At 66.7% G+C, this 24,880-nt stretch carries 16 protein-coding genes and 1 tRNA gene; 13 read left to right on the top strand and 4 right to left on the bottom strand.

Annotation, left to right across the window (positions count from 1 at the left end; genetic code table 11):
• The first annotated feature begins 59 nt into the window (after window positions 1-59).
• The 13 genes from EUB48_RS18065 (at window position 60) to EUB48_RS18005 (ending at window position 17,858) form a co-directional block, all read left to right on the top strand.
• Window positions 60-2,165: a methyl-accepting chemotaxis protein gene (locus tag EUB48_RS18065; RefSeq protein WP_244618449.1), complete on the top strand. Its 2,106-nt coding sequence runs from the start codon at window positions 60-62 to the stop codon at window positions 2,163-2,165.
• A gap of 44 nt (window positions 2,166-2,209) precedes the next feature.
• Window positions 2,210-8,101, top strand: coding sequence for a FimL-related protein (locus EUB48_RS18060; protein WP_142820416.1), 5,892 nt, complete (start codon window positions 2,210-2,212; stop codon window positions 8,099-8,101).
• Between the two features lie 166 nt (window positions 8,102-8,267).
• Entirely contained in the window at window positions 8,268-8,867 is a 600-nt protein-coding gene (locus EUB48_RS18055) for a YqgE/AlgH family protein (RefSeq protein ID WP_077564061.1), read from the top strand.
• Window positions 8,864-9,280, top strand: a complete 417-nt coding sequence (gene ruvX / locus EUB48_RS18050) for a Holliday junction resolvase RuvX (protein WP_142820415.1) — start codon at window positions 8,864-8,866, stop codon at window positions 9,278-9,280. The genes EUB48_RS18055 and ruvX overlap by 4 nt, the downstream gene beginning before the upstream one ends.
• The gene (pyrR, locus tag EUB48_RS18045) at window positions 9,277-9,774 is read left to right on the top strand and encodes a bifunctional pyr operon transcriptional regulator/uracil phosphoribosyltransferase PyrR (protein WP_142820414.1); all 498 of its coding nucleotides are present in this window, start codon (window positions 9,277-9,279) and stop codon (window positions 9,772-9,774) included. Before ruvX ends, pyrR begins: the two co-directional genes overlap by 4 nt.
• Complete coding sequence (locus tag EUB48_RS18040; protein ID WP_420821461.1) at window positions 9,747-10,739, top strand: aspartate carbamoyltransferase catalytic subunit; 993 nt, start codon at window positions 9,747-9,749, stop codon at window positions 10,737-10,739. The genes pyrR and EUB48_RS18040 overlap by 28 nt, the downstream gene beginning before the upstream one ends.
• Before the next feature lie 81 nt (window positions 10,740-10,820).
• Complete coding sequence (locus tag EUB48_RS18035; RefSeq protein ID WP_142820412.1) at window positions 10,821-12,119, top strand: dihydroorotase; 1,299 nt, start codon at window positions 10,821-10,823, stop codon at window positions 12,117-12,119.
• 189 nt (window positions 12,120-12,308) lie between these two features.
• A complete protein-coding gene (locus tag EUB48_RS18030) occupies window positions 12,309-13,052 on the top strand; it encodes a lysophospholipid acyltransferase family protein (RefSeq protein ID WP_142820411.1) in 744 nt (247 codons plus the stop codon).
• A 306-nt stretch (window positions 13,053-13,358) separates the two neighbouring features.
• A complete protein-coding gene (locus EUB48_RS18025; protein WP_142820410.1) occupies window positions 13,359-14,570 on the top strand; it encodes an amino acid ABC transporter substrate-binding protein in 1,212 nt (403 codons plus the stop codon).
• A 24-nt stretch (window positions 14,571-14,594) separates the two neighbouring features.
• Window positions 14,595-15,458 carry a branched-chain amino acid ABC transporter permease gene (locus tag EUB48_RS18020; protein ID WP_142820409.1) on the top strand — a complete coding sequence of 288 codons (864 nt, stop codon included), beginning with the start codon at window positions 14,595-14,597 and terminating at the stop codon, window positions 15,456-15,458.
• Complete coding sequence (locus tag EUB48_RS18015) at window positions 15,455-16,402, top strand: branched-chain amino acid ABC transporter permease (protein ID WP_142820408.1); 948 nt, start codon at window positions 15,455-15,457, stop codon at window positions 16,400-16,402. The genes EUB48_RS18020 and EUB48_RS18015 overlap by 4 nt, the downstream gene beginning before the upstream one ends.
• Window positions 16,399-17,133 (top strand): ABC transporter ATP-binding protein, encoded by a 735-nt coding sequence (locus EUB48_RS18010; protein ID WP_142820407.1) that lies wholly within the window; start codon window positions 16,399-16,401, stop codon window positions 17,131-17,133. The genes EUB48_RS18015 and EUB48_RS18010 overlap by 4 nt, the downstream gene beginning before the upstream one ends.
• Window positions 17,130-17,858, top strand: coding sequence for an ABC transporter ATP-binding protein (locus EUB48_RS18005; protein WP_142820406.1), 729 nt, complete (start codon window positions 17,130-17,132; stop codon window positions 17,856-17,858). The genes EUB48_RS18010 and EUB48_RS18005 overlap by 4 nt, the downstream gene beginning before the upstream one ends.
• Before the next feature lie 137 nt (window positions 17,859-17,995).
• Here the strand turns inward: EUB48_RS18005 and EUB48_RS18000 are convergent, their stop codons facing one another.
• The 4 genes from EUB48_RS18000 to EUB48_RS17985 all read right to left on the bottom strand — a co-directional run bounded on the left by EUB48_RS18000 (window position 17,996) and on the right by EUB48_RS17985 (window position 24,876).
• Window positions 17,996-18,883 (bottom strand): DMT family transporter, encoded by an 888-nt coding sequence (locus EUB48_RS18000; RefSeq protein WP_142820405.1) that lies wholly within the window; start codon window positions 18,881-18,883, stop codon window positions 17,996-17,998.
• 130 nt (window positions 18,884-19,013) lie between these two features.
• Window positions 19,014-19,088 (bottom strand) — tRNA-Arg (locus EUB48_RS17995).
• 44 nt (window positions 19,089-19,132) lie between these two features.
• A complete protein-coding gene (locus tag EUB48_RS17990; protein WP_142820404.1) occupies window positions 19,133-23,005 on the bottom strand; it encodes a translocation/assembly module TamB domain-containing protein in 3,873 nt (1,290 codons plus the stop codon).
• Window positions 23,005-24,876 carry an autotransporter assembly complex protein TamA gene (locus EUB48_RS17985; RefSeq protein ID WP_244618261.1) on the bottom strand — a complete coding sequence of 624 codons (1,872 nt, stop codon included), beginning with the start codon at window positions 24,874-24,876 and terminating at the stop codon, window positions 23,005-23,007. The genes EUB48_RS17990 and EUB48_RS17985 overlap by 1 nt, the downstream gene beginning before the upstream one ends.
• Between the last annotated feature and the right edge of the window lie 4 nt (window positions 24,877-24,880).

Below are 24,880 nucleotides of genomic sequence, written 5' to 3'. Positions count from 1 at the left end.
ACCGGGCCGAAGCCATGGCGTCGGAACACGCTCATTCCGAAGACTTCAGCGACAGCCGCATGCCGCCCGGGGACGCGGAACAGGAGTCTTCGGACGCAGAGTTACTCAGCATTCCCTTGTTGGGGAATCGCACTGCGGCGCAGCACCAGCGGATTCTTGCAATATTGCTGGGCCTGGCTTTGGTGGTGCTGGCGCTGGTCACTTTCTTCGCACTGAACCAGGCCGACAGAGTGGCCCAGCAGGTGGCGGCCACCGGCCAGTCACTGATGCAGTCGCAGCGCCTGGCCAAGTCGGTCTCCCAGGCGCTGGTGGGCAGCGCGCCGGCGTTTCCGGATGTGAAGGAAAGCGCTGATGTGCTGGCAAAAACGGTGCGCGGGCTCAAGAGCGGCAGCAACTCGATGGGGCTGACCGCGGTGAGCGACGCCGACGCGTCCGAGCTTGACAAAATTACCCCTTTGATGGAGCGCGCCGAGAAGAACGCCAAGATCGTGCTGGGCCAGCAAAAGATTCTGACCCAGGTCGGCAGCGCGCTGCGGACCATCAATCGGCAGTCCTCCGACCTGCTGGAAATCGCCGAGACGGTTTCATCGCTCAAGCTGCAGCAAAATGCGCCCTCGACGGAAATTTCCGCCGCCGGCCAGCTGGTGATGCTGACCCAGCGCATTGGCAAATCCGCCAATGAGTTCCTGACCACCGAAGGGGTCAGCCCCGAGGCGGTGTTCCTGCTCGGCAAGGATTTGAATTCCTTCAAGGAGATTTCTCAGGGCCTGCTCGATGGCAGCCCGGAGCTGCGCCTGACGCCGGCGAAGGACCCGCAGACCCGGGAGCAGCTCGCGGCCCTGATGAAGCTGTACGAGCAGACGCGCACCCAGGCCGGCGCCATTCTTGGCAATTTGCAGGGGTTGGTGGCGGCGCGCGAGGCGCAGGCGGCCATCATCTCGGACAGCGAGCCCCTGCGGCGCGATCTGGAAAGCCTGCAGGGCCAGCTTTCGTCCCGCAGCGGGCTCAGTTCGGGCTCCCTGGTGGCACTCATTTTGTCTGCACTTTTCGCTTTGGCCTGTGCGGCCGGGCTGGCCTACGTCCAGCTGCAGGACAGTCGTCAGCGCCAGGGGCTGGCGGACCAGCAACGGCTTGAAGCCGAGCGCCAGGAACAGGAGGCCAAGCGCATCAACGATGCCAACCAGGCGGCGATTTTGCGGCTGATGAACGAATTGCAAACCGTGGCGGAAGGCGACCTGACGCAGGAAGCCACCGTGACGGAGGACATCACCGGGGCCATCGCCGATTCCGTCAACTACACCGTGGAGGAGTTGCGTTTGCTGGTGGGCAACGTGCAGACCACGGCGTCGCGTGTCGCCCAGACCACCGCCCAGGTGGAGAACACCTCCACCGAATTGCTGGCCACTTCCGGCGAGCAGTTGCGCGAGATTCATGCGGCCGGCCAGTCCGTGCTGGACATGGCCGGCCGGATCAACCAGGTATCTTCGCAGGCGCAGGAGTCGGCTTCGGTGGCCCGGCAGTCCTTGCAGGCGGCCGAGTCGGGTCTGATGGCCGTGCAAAATGCCATCGGGGGCATGAACTCGATCCGCGACCAGATCCAGGAAACCTCCAAACGGATCAAGCGACTGGGCGAGTCTTCGCAGGAGATTGGCGAAATCACGGAGTTGATCTCCGACATTACCGAGCAGACCAACGTGCTGGCCCTGAATGCTGCCATTCAGGCGGCCTCGGCGGGCGATGCCGGTCGCGGCTTCTCGGTGGTGGCGGAAGAAGTGCAGCGCCTGGCGGAGCGTTCCGCCGACGCGACACGCCAGATCTCCGCACTGGTCAAAGCCATTCAGACCGACACGCAGGATGCGGTCGCGGCCATGGAGCGCTCCACTCACGGTGTGGTCGAGGGCGCCAAGCTGTCCGACAACGCCGGCACGGCGTTGTCGGAAATTGACCGTGTCTCGCGCAGGCTGGCAGAGCTGATCGAGCAGATCTCGCATGCGGCGTCACAGGAGGCGGCCTCCGCCAACGTGGTGGCGGGCAACATCCAGCATATTTTCGCGGTAACGGAGCAGACTGGTGAAGGCACGCGCTCGACGGCACAGCAGGTCCGTGAGCTGTCCCGCATGGCCGAGGAACTGCGCCAGTCCGTGTCCCGATTCAAAATCAGCTGATTCCTGCCCTTCCCGTATCCGTTATTGCCCGAGTGGATCTCTCCATGCAGTTCAACCAAGCCGGCTCCGCAGTCCTCGCCACTGACCCCGACCAGGCGGCCCACGATCTCGGGCCGCTGGCATGGGTGCTGGACGAGATTCGCAAGTCGCTGGACGGCGCCACCCGATCCCTCAAGCGATTTGCACGGGAGGCTGAAACCGCCAGAGGATCGGATCTCGCCGATATCGATACCGGCCAATTGCGCATTGCACGCCAGCAACTTCATCAATCCGTGGGCGCGATGGAGATGGTGGGCCTGGGGGCGCCGGCCCATGTGCTGCGCGCCATGGAGGCCGCCGTACAAAGGTTCTTCCAGCATCCGGAGTTGTGCACCGACGAAGCGGCCACCAAGGTCGAGCGTGCCGGCTTCGCCCTGACGGAGTATCTGCAAGCGGTCTTGAGCGGCAGGCCGGTATCGTCCGTGGCCCTGTTTCCCCAGTACCGGGACGTGCAGCTGCTGGCCGGCGGCGATCGCGTGCATCCGGCCGACCTGTGGCCGATGGAGTGGCACTGGATGGACCCCGTTCTGGCGCCCGGACAGCCGCCGCGCCACTACGACGCGGTGGCACGCAGTGAGGTCGATGAAGCAGTACTGAAGATCATGAGGAGCGGCGACGTGGCGGCCGCACAGGGTTTGCGCGACCTCAGCCTGAGCCTTGCCGCCGCGCAAACAGCGCCACAGCAGGCGTCTTTCTGGAAAATTTGCGCTGCGTACTTCGAAGCCCTGGCGGCAAAGCTGGTCCCGGTCGATATCTATGTCAAGCGGGCCGCTTCGCGCATCCTGCTGCAGTACTCCACGCTCGCGCGGGGTGATCAGGGTGTGTCGGATCGGCTGGCGCAGGACCTGCTCTTTTTCTGTGCGCAGGCCGTGCCGGCCCGTCCGGATGAGGCGCCGGCGCTGTCGGCCGTTCGTCTGGCCTATGGATTGGCGCATTTCGAGCCGGTCGACTATGAGGTGCGCCGGTTTGGCCGCTACGATCCGGCGTTGCTGGTCCAGGCCCGCAAGCGTATCGAGACGGCCAAGGAAAGCTGGTCGGCGTTGTCCGGCGGCGATGTCAGCAAACTCAGGAATGTGGCTGACCACTTCAATCTGGTGAGCGAGCTGCTGGTCAGGCTGCACCCGGTCAGCGAGTCGATGGCGCAGGCCCTGGTGAATACCGTCGACGCCACGGTTCGTTCCGGCAGGCCCCCCGCAACCGAGCTGGCGATGGAGGTGGCCACCTCTATCCTGTATCTTGAGGCGGCCTTTGAGGATATGGAGCTCGGCGAACAGGAACTGGGCATCCGAACGGCCCGATTGGGCGACCGGCTCGAGCGCGTGCGCAATGGCGGACAGCCCGAGCCGCTGGAGCCGTGGATGGAGGAGCTGTATCGCCGCGTCAGTGACCGCCAGACCATGGGGACCGTGGTCGGTGAACTGCGCACGGCATTGTCCGAAATCGAGAGGGCGCTCGACCAGTTCTTCCGCGACCCGCGCGACAAAACAGTGTTGCGGGAGGTGCCGGGCCAGTTTGCGCAAATGCGCGGCGTGCTTTCGGTTTTGGGCCTGGAGCAGGCGTCGCTCGCGGTGCTGCGCATGCGTGACAGCACGGAGCAGATGCTGGTCACCGATATCGACGAGGCACACGTCCACACCGCAGGAACCTTCGACAAACTGGGCAATAATCTGGGCGCGCTCGGCTTCCTGATCGACATGCTGAGTTACCAGCCGGCGCTGGCCAAGAAGCTGTTTGTCTACGACGACATAGGGGGTGAGCTCAAGCCCCTGATGGGGCGCGCCGCGCCGCCGGCCACGGTGACACCGGCCGCGGTGCCCGCCCCCGTCAGCGCCGACGGGCTAGCGCAGGAGTTGCGCTCGGTCGTGAGCGGTGCGGGCCCGGGCCTCGCAGAGGCGGGCCTGACGGCCAAACTCGATGCGCTGGCGGCCCGCGCCGCACTGGCCGAGCAGCCGGGTCTGGCCAGGTCGGCACGCAATGCGTCAGCTGCGATGTCGGCGCAGGATGGCGGCGCTGCCGCGGATGCCATGGCGCAGCTGGCTGCGGCCGCGGGCCCGGCGCCGGCAATGGACGCGCCTGCCGTGGCGGAGCCCGATATCGAAGAGGACGATCTGCGCGGCATCTTCCTGGATGAGGCGCGCGAGGTCCTGCAAAGCGGTCTGGCAGCGGTGGGGTCGCTGGCCGAGGACACCCAGGACCAGAGCCGGCAAACAACGCTGCGCCGCGCCTTCCATACCCTCAAAGGCAGTGCGCGGATGGTCGGATTGCACGAATTCGGCGAAGCCGCCTGGGCAATGGAGCAGTTGTTCAACACCCGGCTGGCCGACCACGCGCCCGTCGACGCTGCACTGCAGGGTTTGTCCCACGACGTGCTGCTTGGTTTTGGCCGTTGGGTGGAAGCGATTGCCACCCAGCACGACACTGCCTGGCTGGCCGCAACTTTTGTCACCGCCGCAGATGCGCTGCGGACTGAAAATCGGCGCCTCGCATTGGTGCTGCCCGGCGATGCGGCGGCTGCGGCCACCCCGCAGCAGGTGGCGGCCCCCGAGGTGTATCCGGATTCCGAGAATACGCAGCCTGCGCAGGAAGCCGCCGAGGGCCTGTCTGCCGAATCGACACGCGCGCCGCTGACAGATTTTGGCGAGATCGACTTTGCCGGCCTCGTGTCGGTCTCCGAGGCGACACTGCCCGCGCCACTGGCGGGTGAGGCTGTCCCGTTCGATCTGGACAACCTGTTCTCCACGGAGCCCTATCGAGAGACCCAACCACCCGCAACAACCGCGGTGCCGGAGCCCGACGAGTGGGTCGCTTTCGCGACGGCTTTGGAAACTGGGCTGCCCGCGGTGCCCGCGCATGAACCAGCGTTGACGGGTGCGCCTGCCGAGCCCGAATCGGCCCGGCCGGAACCACCTTTGGGGTCGGAGCCTGAGGGTCCGGCCGGCGCGGCCAGCGACGAGCCGGTCAAGGTGATTGGCCCGCTACGCATCGGTATCCCGCTGTTCAACGTTTATCTGAACGAAGCCGACGAATGGTCGCGCCGGTTGGTCACCGAGTTGGCCGAGTGGGCCATGGAATTGCACCAGCCACTCCCCGATTCCACCGTTGCGCTGGCGCATTCGCTGGCGGGCAGCTCTGCCGCCGTGGGTTTCCATGCGCTGTCGGAGCTCGCCCGTGGCCTGGAACATGCGCTCTTGCACGTGCAGTTGCAGACGCGCGGAACGCCCTGGCAGGGCAAAGTCTTCAACGACGCCGCCGATGACATCCGGCGCTTGCTGCATCAGTTCGCCGCCGGTTTCCTGAAGGATCCCAATGAGGAGCTGTTGTTGGCGCTCAGGGGTGTTCTGGCTGCGGAGCCGCCTGCCGAGGCCGTCGTTCAGGACGCTCCGCAAGAGGAGACGCCAGCGCAGGATGCCGCGCCCCTCACCAATGTGGTTGAGCTGGGTCGCCTGGCCCCGGTGCCGATGCGATTTGCGGCACCCCCGCAAACGCCTGCCGAAACCCGCACGATCACGCAGGAGCGGCACGACGATATCGACGCGGTCGACGCCGTTGACCACGATTTGTTCCCGATCTTTGAAGAAGAAGCGGCGGAACTGCTGCCCCAGCTGGGCGGAGCCTTGCGCCAGTGGTCGGCCCGCCCCGCCAATCAGGGTGCGCGCAGCGAAGTGCTGCGCACCCTGCACACGCTCAAGGGCAGCGCGCGGCTGGCCGGTGCGCTGCGGCTGGGCGAAATGGCACACCTGCTGGAGTCCGACATCGAGCATCTCGGCACGGACGAGCTGCAAACGCAGCAGCTGGAGCCGCTGCTGGCCCGCTTTGATGCGATGCAGGGTATTTTTGACCACTTGCGGCAGCAGGCCATGGCCGAGCCTGCGCACCTGTTGCCATTGACAACAACCCTGCAGGAGTCGGCGCCGCCGGCCACTCCAGCCGCTGCGCCTGTCGCCGAATCCGGCGCGGTCGCAGCAGCGCCAAAGCGCGGCGTGATTGCCCTGCCGGCAAGCAACGTGCTGGCGCCGCTGCGCCAGGCCTCGAATCACGCCGTGCGGGTGCGCTCCCAACTGCTGGACCGGCTCGTGAACCAGGCCGGCGAGGTCATGATCACGCGCACGCGGCTGGAGTCCGAGATCGCCCAGTTGCGCGGCTCGCTGGGCGACCTCACAGGCAACCTGGACCGCTTGCGCCAGCAGTTGCGCGACATCGAGTTGCAGGCGGAAACGCAGATGCAGTCGCGTCTGGCCCAGGCCAAGGATTCGCAGCAGACCTTCGACCCACTGGAATTCGACCGCTTTACCCGGGTGCAGGAGCTGACCCGGATGATGGCCGAATCGGTGAACGACGTCGCCACCGTGCAGCGCAGCCTGCAGCGCACGGTAGAGGCCACCGAAGACGATTTGAACGCCCAGGCGCGCCAGACCCGCGAGCTGCAGCGCGACCTGCTGCGCACGCGCATGGTGGAGTTCGAGGGCATTTCGGACCGCCTGTACCGCGTGGTGCGGCAGGCTTCCAAGGACACGGGCCGGCAGGTCAAGCTCGACATCACGGGCGGCTCCATCGAGATGGATCGCGGCGTGCTGGACCGCATGACCCCCGCGTTTGAACACCTGCTGCGCAACTGCGTCGCGCACGGCATCGAGGACGCCGAGGTGCGCACCCGGCTCGGCAAGGATCCCGTGGGCACCATCACGATTGGCCTGCATCAGGCCGGCAACGACGTCTCGGTCGAGTTTCGCGACGATGGCGCCGGCCTGGATGTTGCCGGCATTCGCGCAAAAGCGCTGGCCCAGGGCCTGATTTCGGCGCACCAGGCGCTGTCGGATGCAGAGGCCGCCGATTTCATTTTCATGCCGGGTTTTTCCACGGCGGCCCAGGTGAACGAGCTGGCCGGGCGCGGTATCGGCATGGATGTCGTGCGTGCCGAAGTCAACGCACTGGGCGGGCGCATCGAGACCTCGACCGAGGCGGGCAAGGGCGCCGGCTTCAAGCTGGTATTGCCTTTGACCACGGCGGTCACCCAGGTGGTCATGCTGCGCACGGGCAGCCAGTTGATCGGCGTGCCTTCCAACCTGGTGGAAATTGTGCGCCGTGCCACCGCCAGAGAATTGCAGCAGGCCTACAACAGCGGCACGTTCGAATTCGGTGGGGAGTCGATCCCGTTTTTCTGGTCGGGTGCGCTGTTGCAGTCGTCCCGCAGAAGCAGCGAAACCCAGGGCAAGACACTGCCGATCCTGGTGCTGCGCAGCGCGGCGCAGCGCGTGGCCTTGCACGTCGATGAAGTGCTGGGCAACCAGGAAGTGGTGGTGAAAAACCTCGGGCCGCAGCTGTCGCGACTGCCCGGGCTGGCCGGCATGACCGTGCTGGCCTCGGGCGCGGCGGTGCTGATTTACAACCCGGTGGCGCTGGCATCGGTGTATGGCGAGCAGGCCCGCTTGATGAGTGCCGACCAGGCGCAGCCCGACGTTCTGGAGCACGCGGGCTCGGGCGCTGCGGGAGGGGCCGCCGGGCTCGCGTTGCCACCCCAGGTTCCCTTGATACTGGTGGTCGACGATTCCATCACGGTGCGCCGTGTGACGCAGCGCCTGCTGCAGCGCGAGGGCTATCGGGTGGCACTGGCCGTGGACGGTTTGCAGGCGCTGGAGCGGCTGGCCGAGGAGCGTCCGGCGCTCGTGCTGTCCGACATCGAAATGCCGCGCATGGATGGCTTCGATCTGGCGCGCAACATTCGGGGCGACCAGCGCATGCACGATTTGCCGATCGTCATGATCACCTCGCGCATTGCCGAGAAACACCGCGAGCATGCCAAGCAACTGGGCGTTAACCACTACCTGGGCAAGCCCTATTCGGAAGAAGAGTTGCTCAGCCTGGTGCGGCGCTATTGCGCCACGGAAATTCCGGCCTGAGCAGGGCTTAACCCAGGCATGACGGGAGCTTTTAGCTATCTGATTGATAGCTATCGGTTGACCCTCGAGTCGCGCGGCGAGGTACGCGCACCTGCTGCACGGCCGGCCAGTCCCCGGCCTTTGCAGGAAGGCGAGGTGTTCCGACGGCAAGGGTAAAATTGGCATCATGCCCGCGGACTCTGCCCCCATCAACCTGACGCATCACTTCCTGATCGCCATGCCGGGGTTGCGCGACGCGACGTTTGCCAAAAGCGTCATTTACCTGTGCGAGCACAGCGAACGCGGCGCGCTCGGGCTGATCATCAACAAGCCCAGCGACCTCAACCTCAAAAACCTGTTCGACAAGGTCGAGTTGTCGCTGCAGCGCGACGACCTGGTCGAGGTGCCCGTGTTCCAGGGCGGACCGGTGCAGACCGAGCGCGGCTTTGTGCTGCACGAAACCATGCTGACGGGCGACGCCAGCTCCAGCGAGACCGCCTATGCCTCCACCATGTCGATTCCGGGGGGGCTGGAAATGACCACCTCGAAGGATGTGCTGGAGGCCCTGTCGACGGGCGCCGGGCCGCGCCGCGTGCTGGTTTCGCTGGGCTACTCGGCCTGGGGCGAGGGCCAGCTCGAATCGGAACTGGCCGAGAACAGCTGGCTCACGGTCGGGGCGGACACCGCCGTGATTTTCGACACCCCGGTGGAGCAGCGCTACGACCGGGCTCTGGCCCTGCTCGGCCTTGAGGCCTGGACGTTGTCGCCGCAGGCGGGGCATGCATGAGCTCGTTGGTCCGACCCGACGTACCTCTTCATCTGCAAACGTTTCTGGCTTTCGATTTTGGACTCAAGCGCACTGGCGTGGCCGTCGGCAACCGGCTGCTGCGCAGCGCACAGCCGCAGGCCACCATCAAGGCCGAAGGCGACGCGCGTTTTGCGCTGGTACAGGCGCGCATCGAAGAGTGGCAACCCGATGCACTGGTGGTCGGCGTTCCCTTTCATCCGGATGGCGCGGCCCATGAGAACACCGCACGCGCGCGCAAGTTCGCGCGCCAGCTGCGGGGCCGCTTCGGATTGCCGGTGTTCGAGGTGGACGAGCGCTACAGCACCACCGAAGCGCTGGCGGCCGGTGCCAAAGACGCCGACGCGGCGGCGGCCTGCATCATTCTGGAGCAATTTTTGAGGAGCATCCCATGAGTATTCTCGCGCTCGATGCCGAAGCGCTGTACCGCGAGTTGCTGCGCGGCGTCGGTTTGCTGTGCGGCCCGCAAACCCGGCTGGTGGGCATCACCTCGGGCGGCGCCTGGCTGGCGCAGCGGCTGCAAAAAGACCTGAACCGGCCGCATGAGTCCGGTGTCATTTCGTCGGCCCTGCACCGCGACGATTTTGCGCAGCGCGGCCTGTCGTCGGGCGGACAGACGGTGCTGCCGTTCGATGTGAACGGGGCCGACATCATCGTGCTCGACGACGTGCTGTATACCGGCCGCACCATCCGCGCGGTCCTCAACGAACTTTTTGATTTCGGCCGCCCTGCCAGCGTCCGGCTCGCGGTGCTGGTGGACCGGGGCGGGCGCGAGTTGCCGATCCAGGCGGACTTTGCGGCCGCGCGGGTCACCCTGCCAGCCTCCCAGTCGCTGGCGCTGGCGCGCGACGAGGCCGGCGTATTCAGCTTTCATGTGGAGGACCACTGACCGTGCAGAACCAACGCAATCCGCAACTCAACAAGAACGGCGAGCTGGTCCATTTGCTGTCCATCGAGGGGCTTCCCAAAAGCACCCTGATGCATATTCTCGACACCGCGGCCAACTTCGTCAGCGTCAGCGACCGCGAGGTCAAGAAGGTCCCGCTGCTGCGCGGCAAGAGCGTGTTCAACCTGTTCTTCGAGAACTCCACGCGCACCCGCACCACCTTCGAGATCGCGGCCAAGCGCATGTCCGCCGACGTCATCAACCTCGACATCGCGCGCTCCTCGGCGTCCAAGGGCGAGTCGCTGCTGGACACCATTGCCAACCTCAGCGCCATGGCGGCCGACATGTTCGTCGTGCGCCATAGCGAATCGGGCGCGCCGTACCTGATTGCCCAGCACGCGGCGCCGCATGTGCATGTGGTCAACGCGGGCGACGGGCGCCACTCGCATCCGACACAGGGCCTGCTGGACATGTACACCATCCGGCACTTCAAGAAGGATTTTTCCAACCTCACGGTGGCCATCGTCGGCGACGTGCTGCACTCGCGCGTGGCGCGCTCCGACATTCATGCGCTGACCACGCTGGGCTGCGCCGAGGTGCGCGTGGTCGGCCCCAAGACGCTGGTGCCCGCGGACATGGCGCCCATGGGCGTGCGCGTGTGCCACACGCTGGAGGAAGGCATCCGCGGCTGCGATGTGATCATCATGCTGCGCCTGCAGAACGAACGCATGAGCGGGGCGCTGCTGCCCTCCAGCCAGGAGTTTTCCAAGAGTTACGGACTCACCACCGCCAAGCTGGAACTGGCCAAACCCGACGCCATCGTGATGCACCCCGGGCCCATCAACCGCGGTGTGGAGATCGACTCGGCCGTGGTGGATGGCCGGCAAAGCGTGATCCTGCCGCAGGTGACCTTTGGCATCGCGGTGCGCATGGCGGTGATGAGCATCGTGGCGGGCAACGAGGCATGAGCGCCGCGCCGGGCCGCCCCAAGCAAGCTCGCACCGCAGTGCGCACGAAGGTATTCCAGTGAGCGACAAGGCAGACACAGCATGAAGATCCTGATCAAGAACGGCCGGGTCATCGATCCCGCCACGAATTTCGATGAAATATGCGATGTAGCCCTTGCTGCAGGCCGCATCATAGCTATTAAAAATGTAGCGGATGGTTTTTTGCCAAACCGGACTCTGGATGCGTCGGGTTGTGTTGTGGCGCCCGGCCTGGTGGACCTGGCCGTGCGGCTGCGCGAGCCCGGCCATGAGCACGAAGGCATGCTGGAGTCCGAAATGGCCGCGGCCGTGGCCGGCGGCATCACCAGCCTGGTGTGCGCGCCCGACACCGATCCGGTGCTCGACGAGCCGGGCCTGGTGGAGATGCTGAAAATGCGCGCCGAAAAGCTGCATCAGGCCCGCGTCTTTCCGCTCGGCGCCCTGACGCGCAACCTGCACGGCGAGGTGCTGACCGAGATGGTCGAGCTGACCGAGGCGGGCTGCGTGGGCTTCGGGCAGGCCGAGGTGCCGCTGGCCAACACGCAGGTGCTGCTGCGCGCGCTGCAGTACGCCGGCACCTTCGGCTACACGGTCTGGTTGCGTCCACAGGAGCTGTATCTGGGCACGGGCGTGGCGGCCAGCGGCCCGCTGGCCACCCGCATGGGCCTGGCGGGCGTGCCGGTGGCGGCCGAGACGATTGCGCTGCACACCATCTTCGAACTCACAAAGGCAACCGGCGCGCGCGTGCACATTTGCCGCCTCAGCAGTGCGGCCGGCGTGGCCCTGGTGCGCCAGGCCAGGGACGAGGGCCTTGACGTGACCTGCGACGTCAGCATCAATTCGCTGCACCTGACCGACACCGACATCGGCTACTTCGACAGCCGGGCCCGCCTGAACCCGCCGCTGCGCCAGCAGCGCGACCGCGATGCGATCCGCGAGGGCCTAGCCGACGGCACCATCGATGCCCTGGTGTCCGACCACACACCGGTCGATGAAGACGCCAAGGCGCTGCCATTTGCCGAGGCCGAGGCCGGCGCCACCGGCGTCGAGTTGCTGCTGAGCCTGGCGCTCAAGTGGGGTCAGGAAAGTGGCGTGGGCCTCACGCGCGCGCTGGCGGTGCTGACCAGCGAGCCGGCGCGCGTGCTGGGCGCGGCGCTGGGCACCTTGCAGGCCAGCGCCGGCCAGCTGGTGGCGGGCGGCGTCGCCGATGTCTGCATCTTCGACCCCCAGGACGAATGGACGGTGCGGCCCGACGCGCTGTGCAGCCAGGGCAAGCACACGCCGTTTTCCGGTTACGCGCTGCCCGGGCGCGTGCGCTGCACCATCGTGGGCGGACAGGTGGCGTTTGAACGTGCCACGTAAAACCCCCACGCTTGCCACTGCGTGTGCTGCGCTGGGCTCGCGTAGCGTCCGTGCGCGCAGCTGTACAGTGAAGCGAGCCCATGCCGGGCCTGCGCTATGCACGTGCCGAGGCATCACACTTCGGCCCGGCCCCGAGAGGGCTGAACTTGCTCGGGGCGGCCCTTCGCTGCGTTCTCGACGTTTACACGCATGAACCAGCTCAGGGCGGCGTGGAAGCTGCTGCGCGGGCTGGTTCATGTCCTGGCCGGCCTGTGCACCATCGTGCTGCTGTTCCCGCGCTTGTCCCAGCCGCAAAAAGATGTACGCGTTCAGGCCTGGGCCCTTGAACTGCTTCAACATTTAGCTATCAAATTGGTAGTCCGCGGGCAGCCGCCCGCCATCGGGCCGATGCTGCTGGTGTCCAACCACATCTCGTGGCTGGACATCGTGGTGATGCATGCGGCGCGCCACTGCCGCTTTGTCTCCAAGTCCGACGTGCAGGGCTGGCCGCTGGTGAGCACCCTGGCCAACGCGGCCGGCACGCTCTACATCGAGCGCGCATCGCGGCGCGACGCGATGCGCGTGGTGCACCATATGGCCGAAGCCCTGCGCGCCGGCGACGTGGTGGCGGTGTTCCCCGAAGGCACCACGGGCGACGGCGGGCGGCTGCTGCCGTTTCATGCCAACCTGATTCAGGCGGCCATTTCAGCGCAGGCGCCGATACAGCCACTGGCGTTGCAATTCGTCGACGCGGCCAGCGGCGGGCCAAGCCGTGCGCCGAGTTATGTTGGTGACGAGACGCTGGGCGGCTCCATCTGGCGCACGCTCAGTGCACGAGGCCTGGTTGCCGTAGTGTCGTTCGGCGAGCCGCAGCGGGCGCACGGCCGGGACCGGCGCGCCTGGGCGGCCGATTTGCGCGCGGCGGTCGCCGGGTTGCAGAAAATCCGGCGTTAAAACAGCGTCGCAAGACACCGGTGCCCTCCATGTTTTCCCTGATGGGCGAGGGGTTTCACCGCATGGTTTTTGACGTTGCTTCAAGCTTGAAGTGCTGCAATAAATATAGCATATGGCGAATAACTGGTGCGGTCTGCAGCCATTATTTTTTTAAAATCCGAATAAATGAGAGACATTTGCCGATGTCACCGAATGGCCCTAAACACGGCTGGATCGTTTGCATTCATATGATTGAAAGCGTAAGCTCGCCTCCCCGGAGTGCCGTGGGTGGCAACTCCTACAGAATCCAACCAGAAAGGATGCGCCATGTCGCTAAACCGTTCGCGCCTGCTGTTCAGTCTTCTCGCCGCCTGCATTGCCGCGGCTCCCGCAGGTGCGGCACTGGCCCAGGATGTCGTCCTGGGCGCCTCGGTGCAGTTGACTGGCCCGGTCGCCAACACCGGCCGCTATTACCGCGATGCCTATCAACTCGCCATCGACAAGATCAATGCGGCGGGCGGTGTCAAAATTACAGGCCAGTCGCACAAGCTCGCGCTCAAGCTGTACGACAACCAGTCCGACGTGAACCTGAGCGTGCGCCAGTACACGCAACTGGTGTCGCAGGACAAGGTCAATCTGCTGCTGGGCCCGTTCGCCAGCAATTTCGCGCTGGCCGACTCGGCCGTGTCGGAAAAATACAAGGTGCCGATGGTGCAGGGCGGCGGCGCCTCGGACCAGATCTTCGCGCGTAATTTCAAGTACGTCTTCGGCACGCTGGCGCCGGCCAGCAACTATTTCGGCAGCACCATCGACATGCTGAAGGCGCTCAAGACGCCGCCCAAAACCGTGGCGCTGCTGTACGCCGACGACGCCTTCGACGTGTCCGTGGCGGAAGGCACGCGGCCGATGCTGAAGAAGGCCGGCTTCGACGTGGTGATGGATGAACGCTACAGCAGCAACACCAGCGACTTCAATTCGCTGCTGTCGCAGATCAAGAGCAAGAACGTCGACGTGGTGCTGGTAGCGGGCCACGAAACCGAGATCCTGAATTTCGTGCGCCAGGCCAAGAGCCTGGCCGTCGCACCCAAGATGTATTCATTCACGGTGGGCGTGCCGAGCGAGGACTTCCGCAAGGCGCTGGGCAAGGATGCCGACTATGCGTTCGGCATGACCGCATGGCTGCCGACGCCGGCATTGAAAGACCGCTGGTTCGGCGATGCGGCGCAGTTCGCCAAGGAATACAAGGCCAAGTTCGGTTACGACCCCGATTACCACGCCGCCTCCGGTGTGGCTGACGTCGAAGCACTGGTGCAGGCGATGGAAGACGCCGGCAGCATCGAGCCGCAAAAGGTGCGCGATGCGCTGGCCAAGGTCAAATTCGACAGCCTGTACGGTCCGATCGCATTTGCCGCGAATGGCCAGATCAATCTGCCCCAGGTGGTGATCCAGGTGCAGGGTGACAGTCTGGCGGAAATCTACGGCGCCAAGGGATTTGTGAAGCAGCCGAAGTATCCGATGCCGGCCTGGAACGCGCGTTAAGCCCCCAGCCGGTCGGAACTTCAGGTGGATCTGCTCGCACAAATCCTCGTCAACGGTACTCTCCTCGGCGGGCTGTACGCCGTCATGGCGCTCGGCCTGGCCCTGGTCTGGGGGGTACTCAATATCGTGAACCTGGCGCACGGCGCCTTCATCATGCTGGGTGCCTATGTGTCCTGGCATCTGTACACCTACCTGCACATCGACCCGTTCCTGGGGCTGCCCATTACCGCCGTCGTCATGTTCGCACTCGGCTACGCGCTGCAGCGCGGGCTGCTGAATCTGATTGTGCGGGCGCCGATGTTCAACACCCTCTTGATCACCTTCGGCCTGGAAGTGGTGCTGACCTACCTTGCGCAACTGGCGTTTTCGGCGGACTTCCGCACCATCAACCCACCCTATGCCGGTAACAGCCTGCAGTGGGGGCCGGTGGTGCTGCCGGTGGCGCGGCTCGGCGCGTTCTGCATGGCGATTGTGCTGACGCTGGGCATGTGGCTGTTTTTGCTGCACACGCGGCTCGGGCGCGCGATCCGTGCCACGGCGCAGAACCTGGTTGCGGCGCGCCTGTACGGCGTCGAGCCACGGCACCTGTACGCCGTGACCTTCGCCATCGGCATCGCGCTGGCCGGCGCGGCCGGCGGGCTGTATGGCACGGTGTCGCAGATCAACCCGTACATCGGGGCCTCGCTCACCGCCAAGTCGTTTGCCATCGCCATCATCGGCGGGCTGGACAACCCGCTGGGCGTCATTGTCGGTGGGCTGTTCCTCGGCATCGTGGAGTCGTTGACGACCCTGTACATCGGCCCCACTTTCGCCGACGTTGCCAGCTTCGGCATCCTGGTGCTGGTCTTGATCGTGCGGCCCACCGGCCTGCTGGGGAAAACCGCATGAAGGCGTGGCACATCGGTTTGATTGGGGCCGCGGTGCTGGTGCTCGCGGGCGTGCCCTGGTATGGCTCGGACGTGCTGATCCAGTTCGGCATCAACGCACTGCTGCTGGCCGTGCTTGCGCAGGGCTGGAACATCATCGGCGGCTACACCGGGTACGCCTCGTTCGGCAATTCCGTGTTTTACGGACTGGGCGCCTACGGCGTGGCCATCGCCATGGTGCAGTGGCATTTGCCATTCGAGGTCGGCATGGTGTTCGGCGTGGTGCTGGCGGTGGTCTTTGCCGTGCTGCTGGGGATTCCCGTGCTGCGCCTCAAGGGCCATTACTTTGCGATTGCCACGCTGGCGCTGTCGCAGGTCATGGCAGCCATTGTTTCCAACATTCCGCTGGCGGGCCAGAACATTGGCCTGGTGTTGCCGCCGCTGAACAACGACCGGCTGTTCTACGAGTTGTCGCTGGGCCTGCTCGTCATCGCAACGCTGACCATCTTCTGGCTCACGCGCAGCCGCTTCGGCTTCGGGCTGATCGCGATTCGCGAGAACGAGGAGGGCGCGGCCGTCATGGGCGTGAACACCACGCTGTACAAGGTCATGGCGTTTGCGCTCTCAGGCATTTTCAGCGCGCTGGCAGGCGGCATCCACGCCTACTGGATCACCTTTCTGGACCCGGACAGCGCGTTTGACATCAGCCTGAACGTGAAGATGATCATCATGGCCGTGTTCGGCGGCGCGGGCACGGTGCTGGGGCCCATCGTCGGGGCGCTGTCACTGTCGGCCATTTCAGAATTCCTGTCGAGCGAGGTGACCAGCATCGCCGGCCTGTTCTTCGGCATCGTGATTGTTGCGGCCGTGGTGCTGATGCCGCGCGGCCTGGCAGACATGTTCAGGCGCTTTCGGAAAACCGGCTGGCGCTATTTCAGCGAAAACATCCGGGCACACCGTCTATGACCGCGCTACTCGAAGTCCGCCACGCAACCCGGCGCTTTGCCGGGTTGGTGGCTGTCAGCGACGTCAGCTTCACGCTGGCGCCCGGTGAAATCCTGGGGCTGATCGGCCCCAACGGCGCCGGCAAGACCACGCTGATCAGCCTGATCAGCGGCACCCTGCCGCCGAGCGAAGGCGAGGTGCTGTTTCAGGGCGAATCCATCAACCGCCTGCCGGCCTTTCGCCGCGCGCGTCTGGGCATTGGCCGCACGTTCCAGATCATGCGGCCGTTTCCGGGCCTGTCGGTGCTCGACAACGTGGCCGTCGGCGCCTTGTTCGGGCGCGGCGGTGGCCAGGCGCAACTGGCCAGGGCGCGAGAGCAGGCGCGTGCCTGCCTCGAGTTCGTGGGCTTGGGCAAATTCATCGACCAGCGCGCCGATGAGCTCGGCGGCCCGGGCCGTAAGCGGCTGGAGCTGGCCAAGGCGCTGGCGATGCAGCCCAAGGTGCTGCTGTGCGATGAAGTCATGGCCGGCCTGAACCACGTCGAGATCGACGAGGTCATCGATGTGATCCGCAAGGTGCGCGACCAGGGCATCAGCGTGCTGGTGATCGAGCACGTGATCAAGGCCATCAAGAGCCTGTCGGACCGCCTGCTGGTGCTGCACCATGGCGAGAAAATCGCCGACGGCACGCCCGATGAAGTGCTGGCCAACCCGACCGTGGTGCAGGCCTATCTCGGAAAGAAACGCACATGAGCGCTCCTGCAGGCCGCACTCCCTTGTTGAAGGTCGAAAACCTCGGCGCCGGCTACGGCGGCATGCCCGTGCTGCATGAGGTGGCGCTGGAGGTGTATCCGGCGGAGATGGTGGCGCTGGTCGGCAGCAACGGGGCCGGCAAGACGACGCTGCTGCGCGCGCTGTCGCGCATGCTGCCCTGCACCGGCAGCATCGTCCTGAACGGGCAGGAACTCGCCGGCATGACGCCCGATGAGGTGTTCGGCCTGGGGCTGGTGCAAGTGCCCGAAGGGCGCCAGCTGTTCGACCGCATGACCGTGCAGGACAACCTGCTGATGGGCGGCTACCGGCGCCACGACAAGGCGGCCGTCGCGCGCGACCTCGACAAGATGTATGCGCTGCTGCCGCGCCTGGCCGAGCGCCGGCGCCAGCTGGCCGGCAGCATGTCGGGCGGCGAGCAGCAGATGTGCGCGATGGCGCGCGCGCTGATGGCCGCGCCGGTGCTGATGATGGTCGATGAAATGAGCCTGGGCCTGGCCCCCGTCGTGGTGGACCAGCTGATGGAGGTGCTGGCCGCCATCCAGCGCGACGGCGTCACCGTGCTGCTGGTCGAGCAGGACGTGCAGCTCGCGCTATCGGGCGCCGACCGCGGCTACGTGATGGAAACCGGCCGGGTCGTGCACAGCGGGCTGGCCAAAGACCTGATCGATGACCCGGCGGTGCAGCAGGCTTATCTGGGATTGTAGCGGTCGCTCCTGAAAATATAGCGATATGTGCAGGGTGGATAAGGGCGTCAGCACTATTTCATGCTGAATGAGGCCAAGCCACGATGCGTGGTCTCCCGACAGGAATCGTGCGCACAAGGGCGCCCTTGCAGGCGGGATCAGCGTTGCCGCGCCCCCACGCCGCTGACGGCCACCAACCCCAGTAGAACGAAAACGATGCCGAGCAACTCCATGGCCGACGGCTGCTCATGCAGGATCAGCCACGCCAGCAGCACGCTGACGATCGGCACGCCCAGGCTGGACACGCTGGCGGCTGTGGTGGACAGTCGTTGCAGCACGATCGCCCACAGCCACCACGCCAGGCTCGACGCCAGCACGGCGCTGTAGGCGAGCGCGCCGATGAACGGCCAGTCCCACTCGATCGGCCGTTGCGGCACCGCCAGTGCGACGAGGCCGAGCGCGCCGCCACCGATCAGCATCTGCCACGCGGTAAGACCCAGCACGGAGACGCTTTGCTGCCGGCGGAACAGGCGCTTGCTGAGCACGGTGCCCGCGGCCCAGGCGGCACCACCGGCAATCGCCAGCGTGGTACTCACGACGCTGCCCATGGCGTGCCATGGCGCGATGATGCACAAGAGCCCGAGTGCAGCGAGCGCCAGGCCGAGCCAGTGGCGCGCACTCGGCTTGTCGCCGAGCAGCAGCCACGCCAGCAGTACCGCCCAGAACGGCATGGTGTAGGCCAGAAGCGCCACGTGGCCCGCGCCGCCGCCCAGCAACGCCAGTTGTTCCAGCCCCTGAAACGCGGCGGTCTGGCACAGCCCGATCAACACCGTTGGCAACAGCGGCGGTGGCCGCAGGGATTGTCGTGCGAGCAGCAGCGCCGCAAACAGCACTGCCGCGCCGAGCAGATAGCGCAGCGCCGCGAAGTCGAGTGGCCCGGCATGCGCCAGCACCTGCTTCATCACGACCCAGCTGTACGCCCAGATCAGGATGGTGGCGAGCAGCGCAGACAGTGCGCCGCGCCGGGATGATGCAAGAGATGCCATGGGGCAATGTCGGGCTGGAGGAGGGGTTGAAGGGGGGGCGCGAATTTGCTATGGGAAAAATAGCAACCCACGCCCGACTGGTAAGGGCTAGAGGTTGATTTCCCATGCAACCGGGTGTCACGCCAGGTCCTGGTCCCCTCGACAGGAATCGGACCTGTATCTGGCGCTTAGGAGGCACCCGTTCTATCCATTGAACTACGAGGAGACAGCCGGAATTGTAGGGCCAGCAGGCGGGTGGGCCCGGGGCGCTCAGTCGTACGGCACCGTGAAAATCAGGTCGATCGCGCTTCGATCGCCTGTCTGCGCGCGCAGGGTAAAGCGCCGCGACAGATCGTAGAAGATGGAGAACGTGCCCACTGCGCCGGCCAGGCTGCGCTCGTAGGCCACATAAAAGCCGCGTGACAGCCGCTTGCCGAGCGTGACGGCCGCGGCGGAGCTGCTGCCGTCGGCGTTGCTGGCGGCGCCCCGAAACGACAATTCATCCAGGCCGAGGGACTGCGCCAGGCCGCCGGACAAGCCTTTGCCGTTGCCGCCCAGCAGGGCCAAGGCGGCCTGCTGCAGCATCACGGTTTCGGCGCCGCCTTCGGCGCCCGAATGGCCGAGCACCAGCCACGCCAGCTTTTCTGCGTCGGGCAGGTCGGGGTCGGCGTACAGGCGGATGCGCGGCGACAGCGCCGTGCCGCTGATTTGCACGCCGACGCGCACGGTCAGATTCGGCCGGATGGCCAGAATGTCGAGCGCCGGGTTGTCATAGGGGCCGGTAAAGCGCAGCACGCCTTCCTCGATGTCCAGCTGCTGGCCATAGGCCTTGTAGCTGCCACGCACGGTGCTCACTTCGCCGGTAAGCCGGGGTGGTGCTTGCGTGTTGCCGGCACTGGCGAGCTGCAGCGTGCCCGCGAGCCGCGTGTCGAGTCCGCGGCCCCGCACGTGAAAGTCGGGACCCAGATCCAGTGTGACCGCCACGTCGGTTGCGAGGCGCGACCCGGGCGGGGCTGCGGCGGGTGGGGCGGCCGCGTTCTCGGGGCCGCGAGCGGCGCCCTGCGCCGCACTCTTGCTGGAGGATTTGACCACCACGTCGCTGCCTAGCGTCGGCGCCGTATCGTCAGGCACGACAAACAGCGCCTGATCGGCCCTGAGCGCGCCGCGGATCTCCAGCGTGGCGTCGCTCAACCTGGCTTGCAGTGCCCCCGAAACGGTCAAGCGCCGATCAGCGCGGGACAGGACGCGCAGGCTTTGCGCCTGTGCCTGCAGCGCCATGCGGATTTTGGACAGACCGGGCTTCGCGGAAGTGCTGTCCGGCAGCCATTCGGCGAAACCCTTGAGCGTGACCTGGCCGCCGCTGCTGGCGCCCGCACTGGCGCCTTGCAGGCTGAATTCCTGGATGTCCATGCGCTGGCCGGTGAAGCCGGCGCGCAGCCTGCCGTTGCTGAATTCGATGCCATCGACCACCGAGCGCAGCGCCAGGTCGTCGGCCGTCAAGGTGCCGCTCCATTGTGGCGACGCGCGGGTTCCGGCCAGGGCGACGTTGGCGTCCAGCGTGCCGCGCACGCGCCAGCCCGGCGGCGCCAGCACCGACCAGACGCCGACCTGCGGCAACCGCGCCCGTACGTTGCCTGTCAGGGGCGCATCGGCCGGCCAGCGCCAGCCCTCGCCCGTGTGCGCGTTGCCGCGGCTGAGCCGGGTAGCGAAGTCGGCCTGGACCTGCCCCGCGCGCTCGCTGTCCCAGCGCAGGGCGCCCTGCAGGGCCTCGCCATCGGCCGTCACGGTGATGGAGGCTTGCCGCACGCCCGCGTCAATGCCTTGCAGCGCGCTGATGCTTCCTTTGACGGCGACATTTTCATCGGCCTGGACACGGATGTCGCCGCTGCGCCGCACCAGCGAGGCCCGCAGCTTGAGGGTGTCGGCGGCCTGCACATCCCAGTCCCCGTCCAGCAGCATGGTGCCGCGCAGGCCCAGCCTGGCCAGTGGTTCGCTGCCGAGCAGGTCGAGCCAGGCCAGAGGCAGCGCCCGCAACTGGCCCCGCGTCTGGAGTTCGCTTCGGGGCCCGTCAACGCGCCAGTGCACGGGTTGCCAGCTGAGCGTGGCCGCGCCCGGCAGCGGACTGCTCAAGCTGGCCTCGCCCGCGCCAAGCGTGCCTGCGCCGCTGCCGGGGGTCCAGCCGATGGCGAGCGGCTCGCGCAGCTGCACCGTCCAGTGGCCCGGTTGCGGGCTGTTCTGCGCCTGCAGCGTGGCCGACTGGATCCGTGCCTGCCAGTCGCCATGGCTGCCACGACCCCCGCTGGCCTGGGTTTGCAGGTTGAAGCGGCGCGTGCCCGTTTGCAGCCCGCCGCTGGCGTGCAGGTTCAGCGCGTCGAGGCGCCCCGCCAGATCGGCACTAAGTTCACTCAGGTGCAGCGCCTGCTCAGGCGTTTGATCGTGGGTCCGCAGGTCCATCCGGGGCACGCGCAATGCGGCCTGCAACATCAGTTGCGCACCCTGGTGTTGCCAGCCACCCTGCCAGCGGCCCGTGAGCTCCCCGTGGCCCTGCACCGACGTGCTTGAGAGGGATGGGGGCAGGCCGGGCAGCTTCGCCAGCCAGCGCGAGGCCTTGCCGGCATCGGCCAGGTGCAGCGCAAAGTCGCCGGCGCCCGCCTGCGCGCTGAGATGGCCGGCGATATCGGCCTGCCCGCCCGGCACGCTCAAATGCAGTTGGCCGCGGCTCGCCTTGCTGGCCAGTTGCACATCCGCCTGGCCTTGCAGCAAGGCGTCGTCTGTCTGCACACTCAGGGTTTGCAGGCGCAGCGTGCCACCGGACCATTGCCCCCGGGCTGACGCGCTGCGCAAATGCAGGCCCTGCAGGCGTGATGCAGCGGGCTGCTTGCCCGATGGCTGCAACTGCGCGTCGAACGCAATGGCCTGGCCCACTGCCCTGGCGTCCAGCTTGCCATCCAGCCGCGCAGCGGCCAGCGACGAGTACAGCGCCGCGGGGTTGATGTTTTGCAGCTGTGCACGGCCTTGCCAGCCGGGCGCAGCGCCCGCCGCGGCAGAGCCGGCAAATTGACCCTGCATCTGCAGGCGTCCGCCCCCAAGGCCGGCGGTGAGCGATTCAATGCGCCACTGGCCGGCGTCAAAGCGGACCTGGCCCTGCGCGCTGTCCAGCGGCAGGCGGCCCTTGTCCCAGGGCCCGCTCAGCCGATTGGCAACGCGCCCCTGGCCCCGCCAGCCGTTGCCGTCGGGCTGCACCTGCGCACTTCCCGTGAGCAAGGTCTGGGGTGCCTCGGGCCACAGCACGGCGAGGTTCAGGTCGCTGAACGTCGCATCGGCACGGGCCACGGGTTGCGTCGCCCACGGGCTGATTTGCGCTGACACCGTGGCCTGCATGGCTTGGCGGGCCGCACTCCCGGCGGCAGGCGGGGCAGCAGAGGGCGCCGGCTGCAGCAGGGCCTGTACGCTCAGCAGGGCATCCGGGCCCGCAAGCTGGCCGCTCGCAGAGGCATCCGCCACCAGCGGCAAGGCCTGGGTGCTGCCCGGCACGGGGGCGGTCAACGTGCCGTGCACTTGCAGCGCCAGCATCAACGGCGCGCGCGCCAGCAAACTGGCTTGGGCGCGGTACCGGCCGGCTGCCACCTGGACAGTGTCCACGCTCAATTCGTGGCGGCTGCCGTCAAACCGGTAGCGGCCCGACAGGCCACTGGCCTGCACCGCAGGCGACCCGTTCCAGTGCAGCGCATCGATGGCAAACGCCAGCCCCACCTGAAACGGCAGTACGACGCTTTGCGGCGGCGCGGTGGCTGCGGCCGGATTCTGGTCGTCGATGTCGAGCTGCGCGATGTGCACCGTGTCCAGCTGCAACCGCCATTGCAGCAAGGCCGCCGGCTGCCAGGCCAGCTCGATCTGGCGGGCTTCGACGACCAGCCCCTTGCTTTCCCAGCGCAGGCGTCCGATGCGCCCACCCCGGCGCACGGAACCCTGCACCTCCTCGGCAATCAAGGTTTGCCCGGCCGGCAAATAGCGCGATGCCTGCTGCAGCGCGCTGGCCAGCGAAGTGTCGGTGCCGGTCCAGACCCACAGGGCCGACAGCAGGCCGGCCACCACGAGCAGCGGCGCCAGTACCAGCCACAAAATGACGCGGCGCGGCTTCATCAGAAGGTAAACCCCACGCTCAGGTGCAGGCGCAGGCGCCTGACGGCCACGCCATACGCCAGGTCCATCTGCAGCGGCCCCACCGGGCTTTTCCAGCGCACGCCGGCGCCGATGCCCACCTTGCCCCGGAGCTCGGCCGGTTTGTCGGCAACGGCACCTGCATCGACGAAAACGGTGCTCTCCCAGTCGGTGAGCCGGTCGTTGACGGTGATGGGGTGCTGCCATTCAACGCTGCCCACCGCGAGGTAACGCCCGGCCGCAGTTTGCCCATTGGGCAAGACGCTGCCAATGCTGCGGTAGTCGTAGCCGCGCACCGTGGTGCCGCCGCCGGTCAGGAACAGCTGGGTGCTCGGCAGATTGGCCTGCTCACGCGCCAGCACGGCGCCGCCCTCGGCCCGCAGTTCGATGCGCCCGGCCCGCATCGATGCGGGGGTTCCGTCTTTGCTGCTGGCCAGCGGTACATAGCCCAGCCAGCGGATATCGGTGCGCACGAACGGTTGCCGGTCTGCGCCCAGCGTGACGCCGCCGCCCAGTTCCACCCCCAGCCCGTAGCCGCGGGAGGGGAAGGGCAGGGCGTCAAAATTGCGCTGGGTCCAGGCGTAGTTGGCGCTGAGGGCCTCTGCCGTGGTGGCGGCACCCACATTGTTGGGCTGGGCCCGGTCGTATTGCAGGTAGTAGCTGCGGTCGATGCGCTCGCCGCTTTGGGTGCGGCCCGCGCGCAGGCGCTGGCTGGTGACTTCAAAACTGCCCGACTCTTCCCGCTGCACCAGGGCCGAGGTGACCCAGCGCCAGTTGGCGTCGTCGGGCGGCGCGGTGAGCTCGGTCCCGATCGACTTGGTGACGCGATCGAGCGAGAGCTTGGACACGGCGCGCCAGCCGATGCCGGGCAGTTGGTGGTTCGTGTGCTCCACCGACAGGCGCGCTCCGCTGTCGGTGCTGGCGCCGATGCCGAGCACGATTTTCTTCAGCTTGGCCTCGCGCACCTGCACCAGCACGGGTGCTGCGGCCGGGTCGCCCGTGGTGTCCAGCGACACCACCGCCGAGTCGAAGTAGCCACTGTCGGTCAGGCGTCGCTGCGCCTCGACCAGCCGGGTTTGATCGTAGTCGGCACCCGGTGCGAGGCGTGCCAGCCGCTGCACCAGGTCGCTGCCGTAACGCTGCGTGCCGCTGATCTGCAAGGCGCCCAGCCGATAGAGCGGGCCGGAGTCGAGCGTCACGCTCAGGCGCGCGGTCTTCGTCTCGGGGTCGATGTCGGCGCGGGTGCTCGAGAGCCGGCCTGCCGGGTAGCGCCGGGTGGTGAGTTCGCGCAGCGCCTGCGTCTTGGCGGCGTCCCACGCCGCCTGCGTGAACGTCATGCCCGCGCCGAGCAGCCAACCGGCCTGGATCGCCCGGCGCTGCGCCGCAGCCGCCTCGTCGGTCGCGATCGGACCGGTGAATTCGAAGGTGACGCCGCTCACCCGGACCGGCTCACCGGGTTGCACCGTGATGACGACCAGGCGCGGTGAGCGGGGGTTGTCCGGCGTCTCGCGCAACTCCAGGTGGATGTCCGGCGAAAAATAGCCCAGGGTGCCCATGAGCTCGCGCACATTCGGCTCGGCCATGCCGACCAAACGCGCCAGTTCGCTGGCGTCCAGGTCGGTGAGGCTTTGGTAGCGCAGGAGTTCAAGGTGGCGCAGCAGGTAGTCCTGCACGGGTTTGGGCGCCTGGATTTCGATCTCGAATGCGTGCGCGATGCCGGCAGGCGCAGCCGGTGCCCCGTCGGACGGCAGCGTCTGTGCCTGCGAGCCTGCCGCAGCGGCTGCCATCAAAATAAAAAAGGCTGGCACCAACACCAGCCTTTCGAGCAGCTTGCCCACCCAGCGCTTGATCATCGGG

This window comes from Rhodoferax sediminis, from assembly GCF_006970865.1.
GTDB lineage: Bacteria > Pseudomonadota > Gammaproteobacteria > Burkholderiales > Burkholderiaceae_C > Rhodoferax_A > Rhodoferax_A sediminis.
This window is presented reverse-complemented; position numbering and strand designations above follow the sequence as displayed.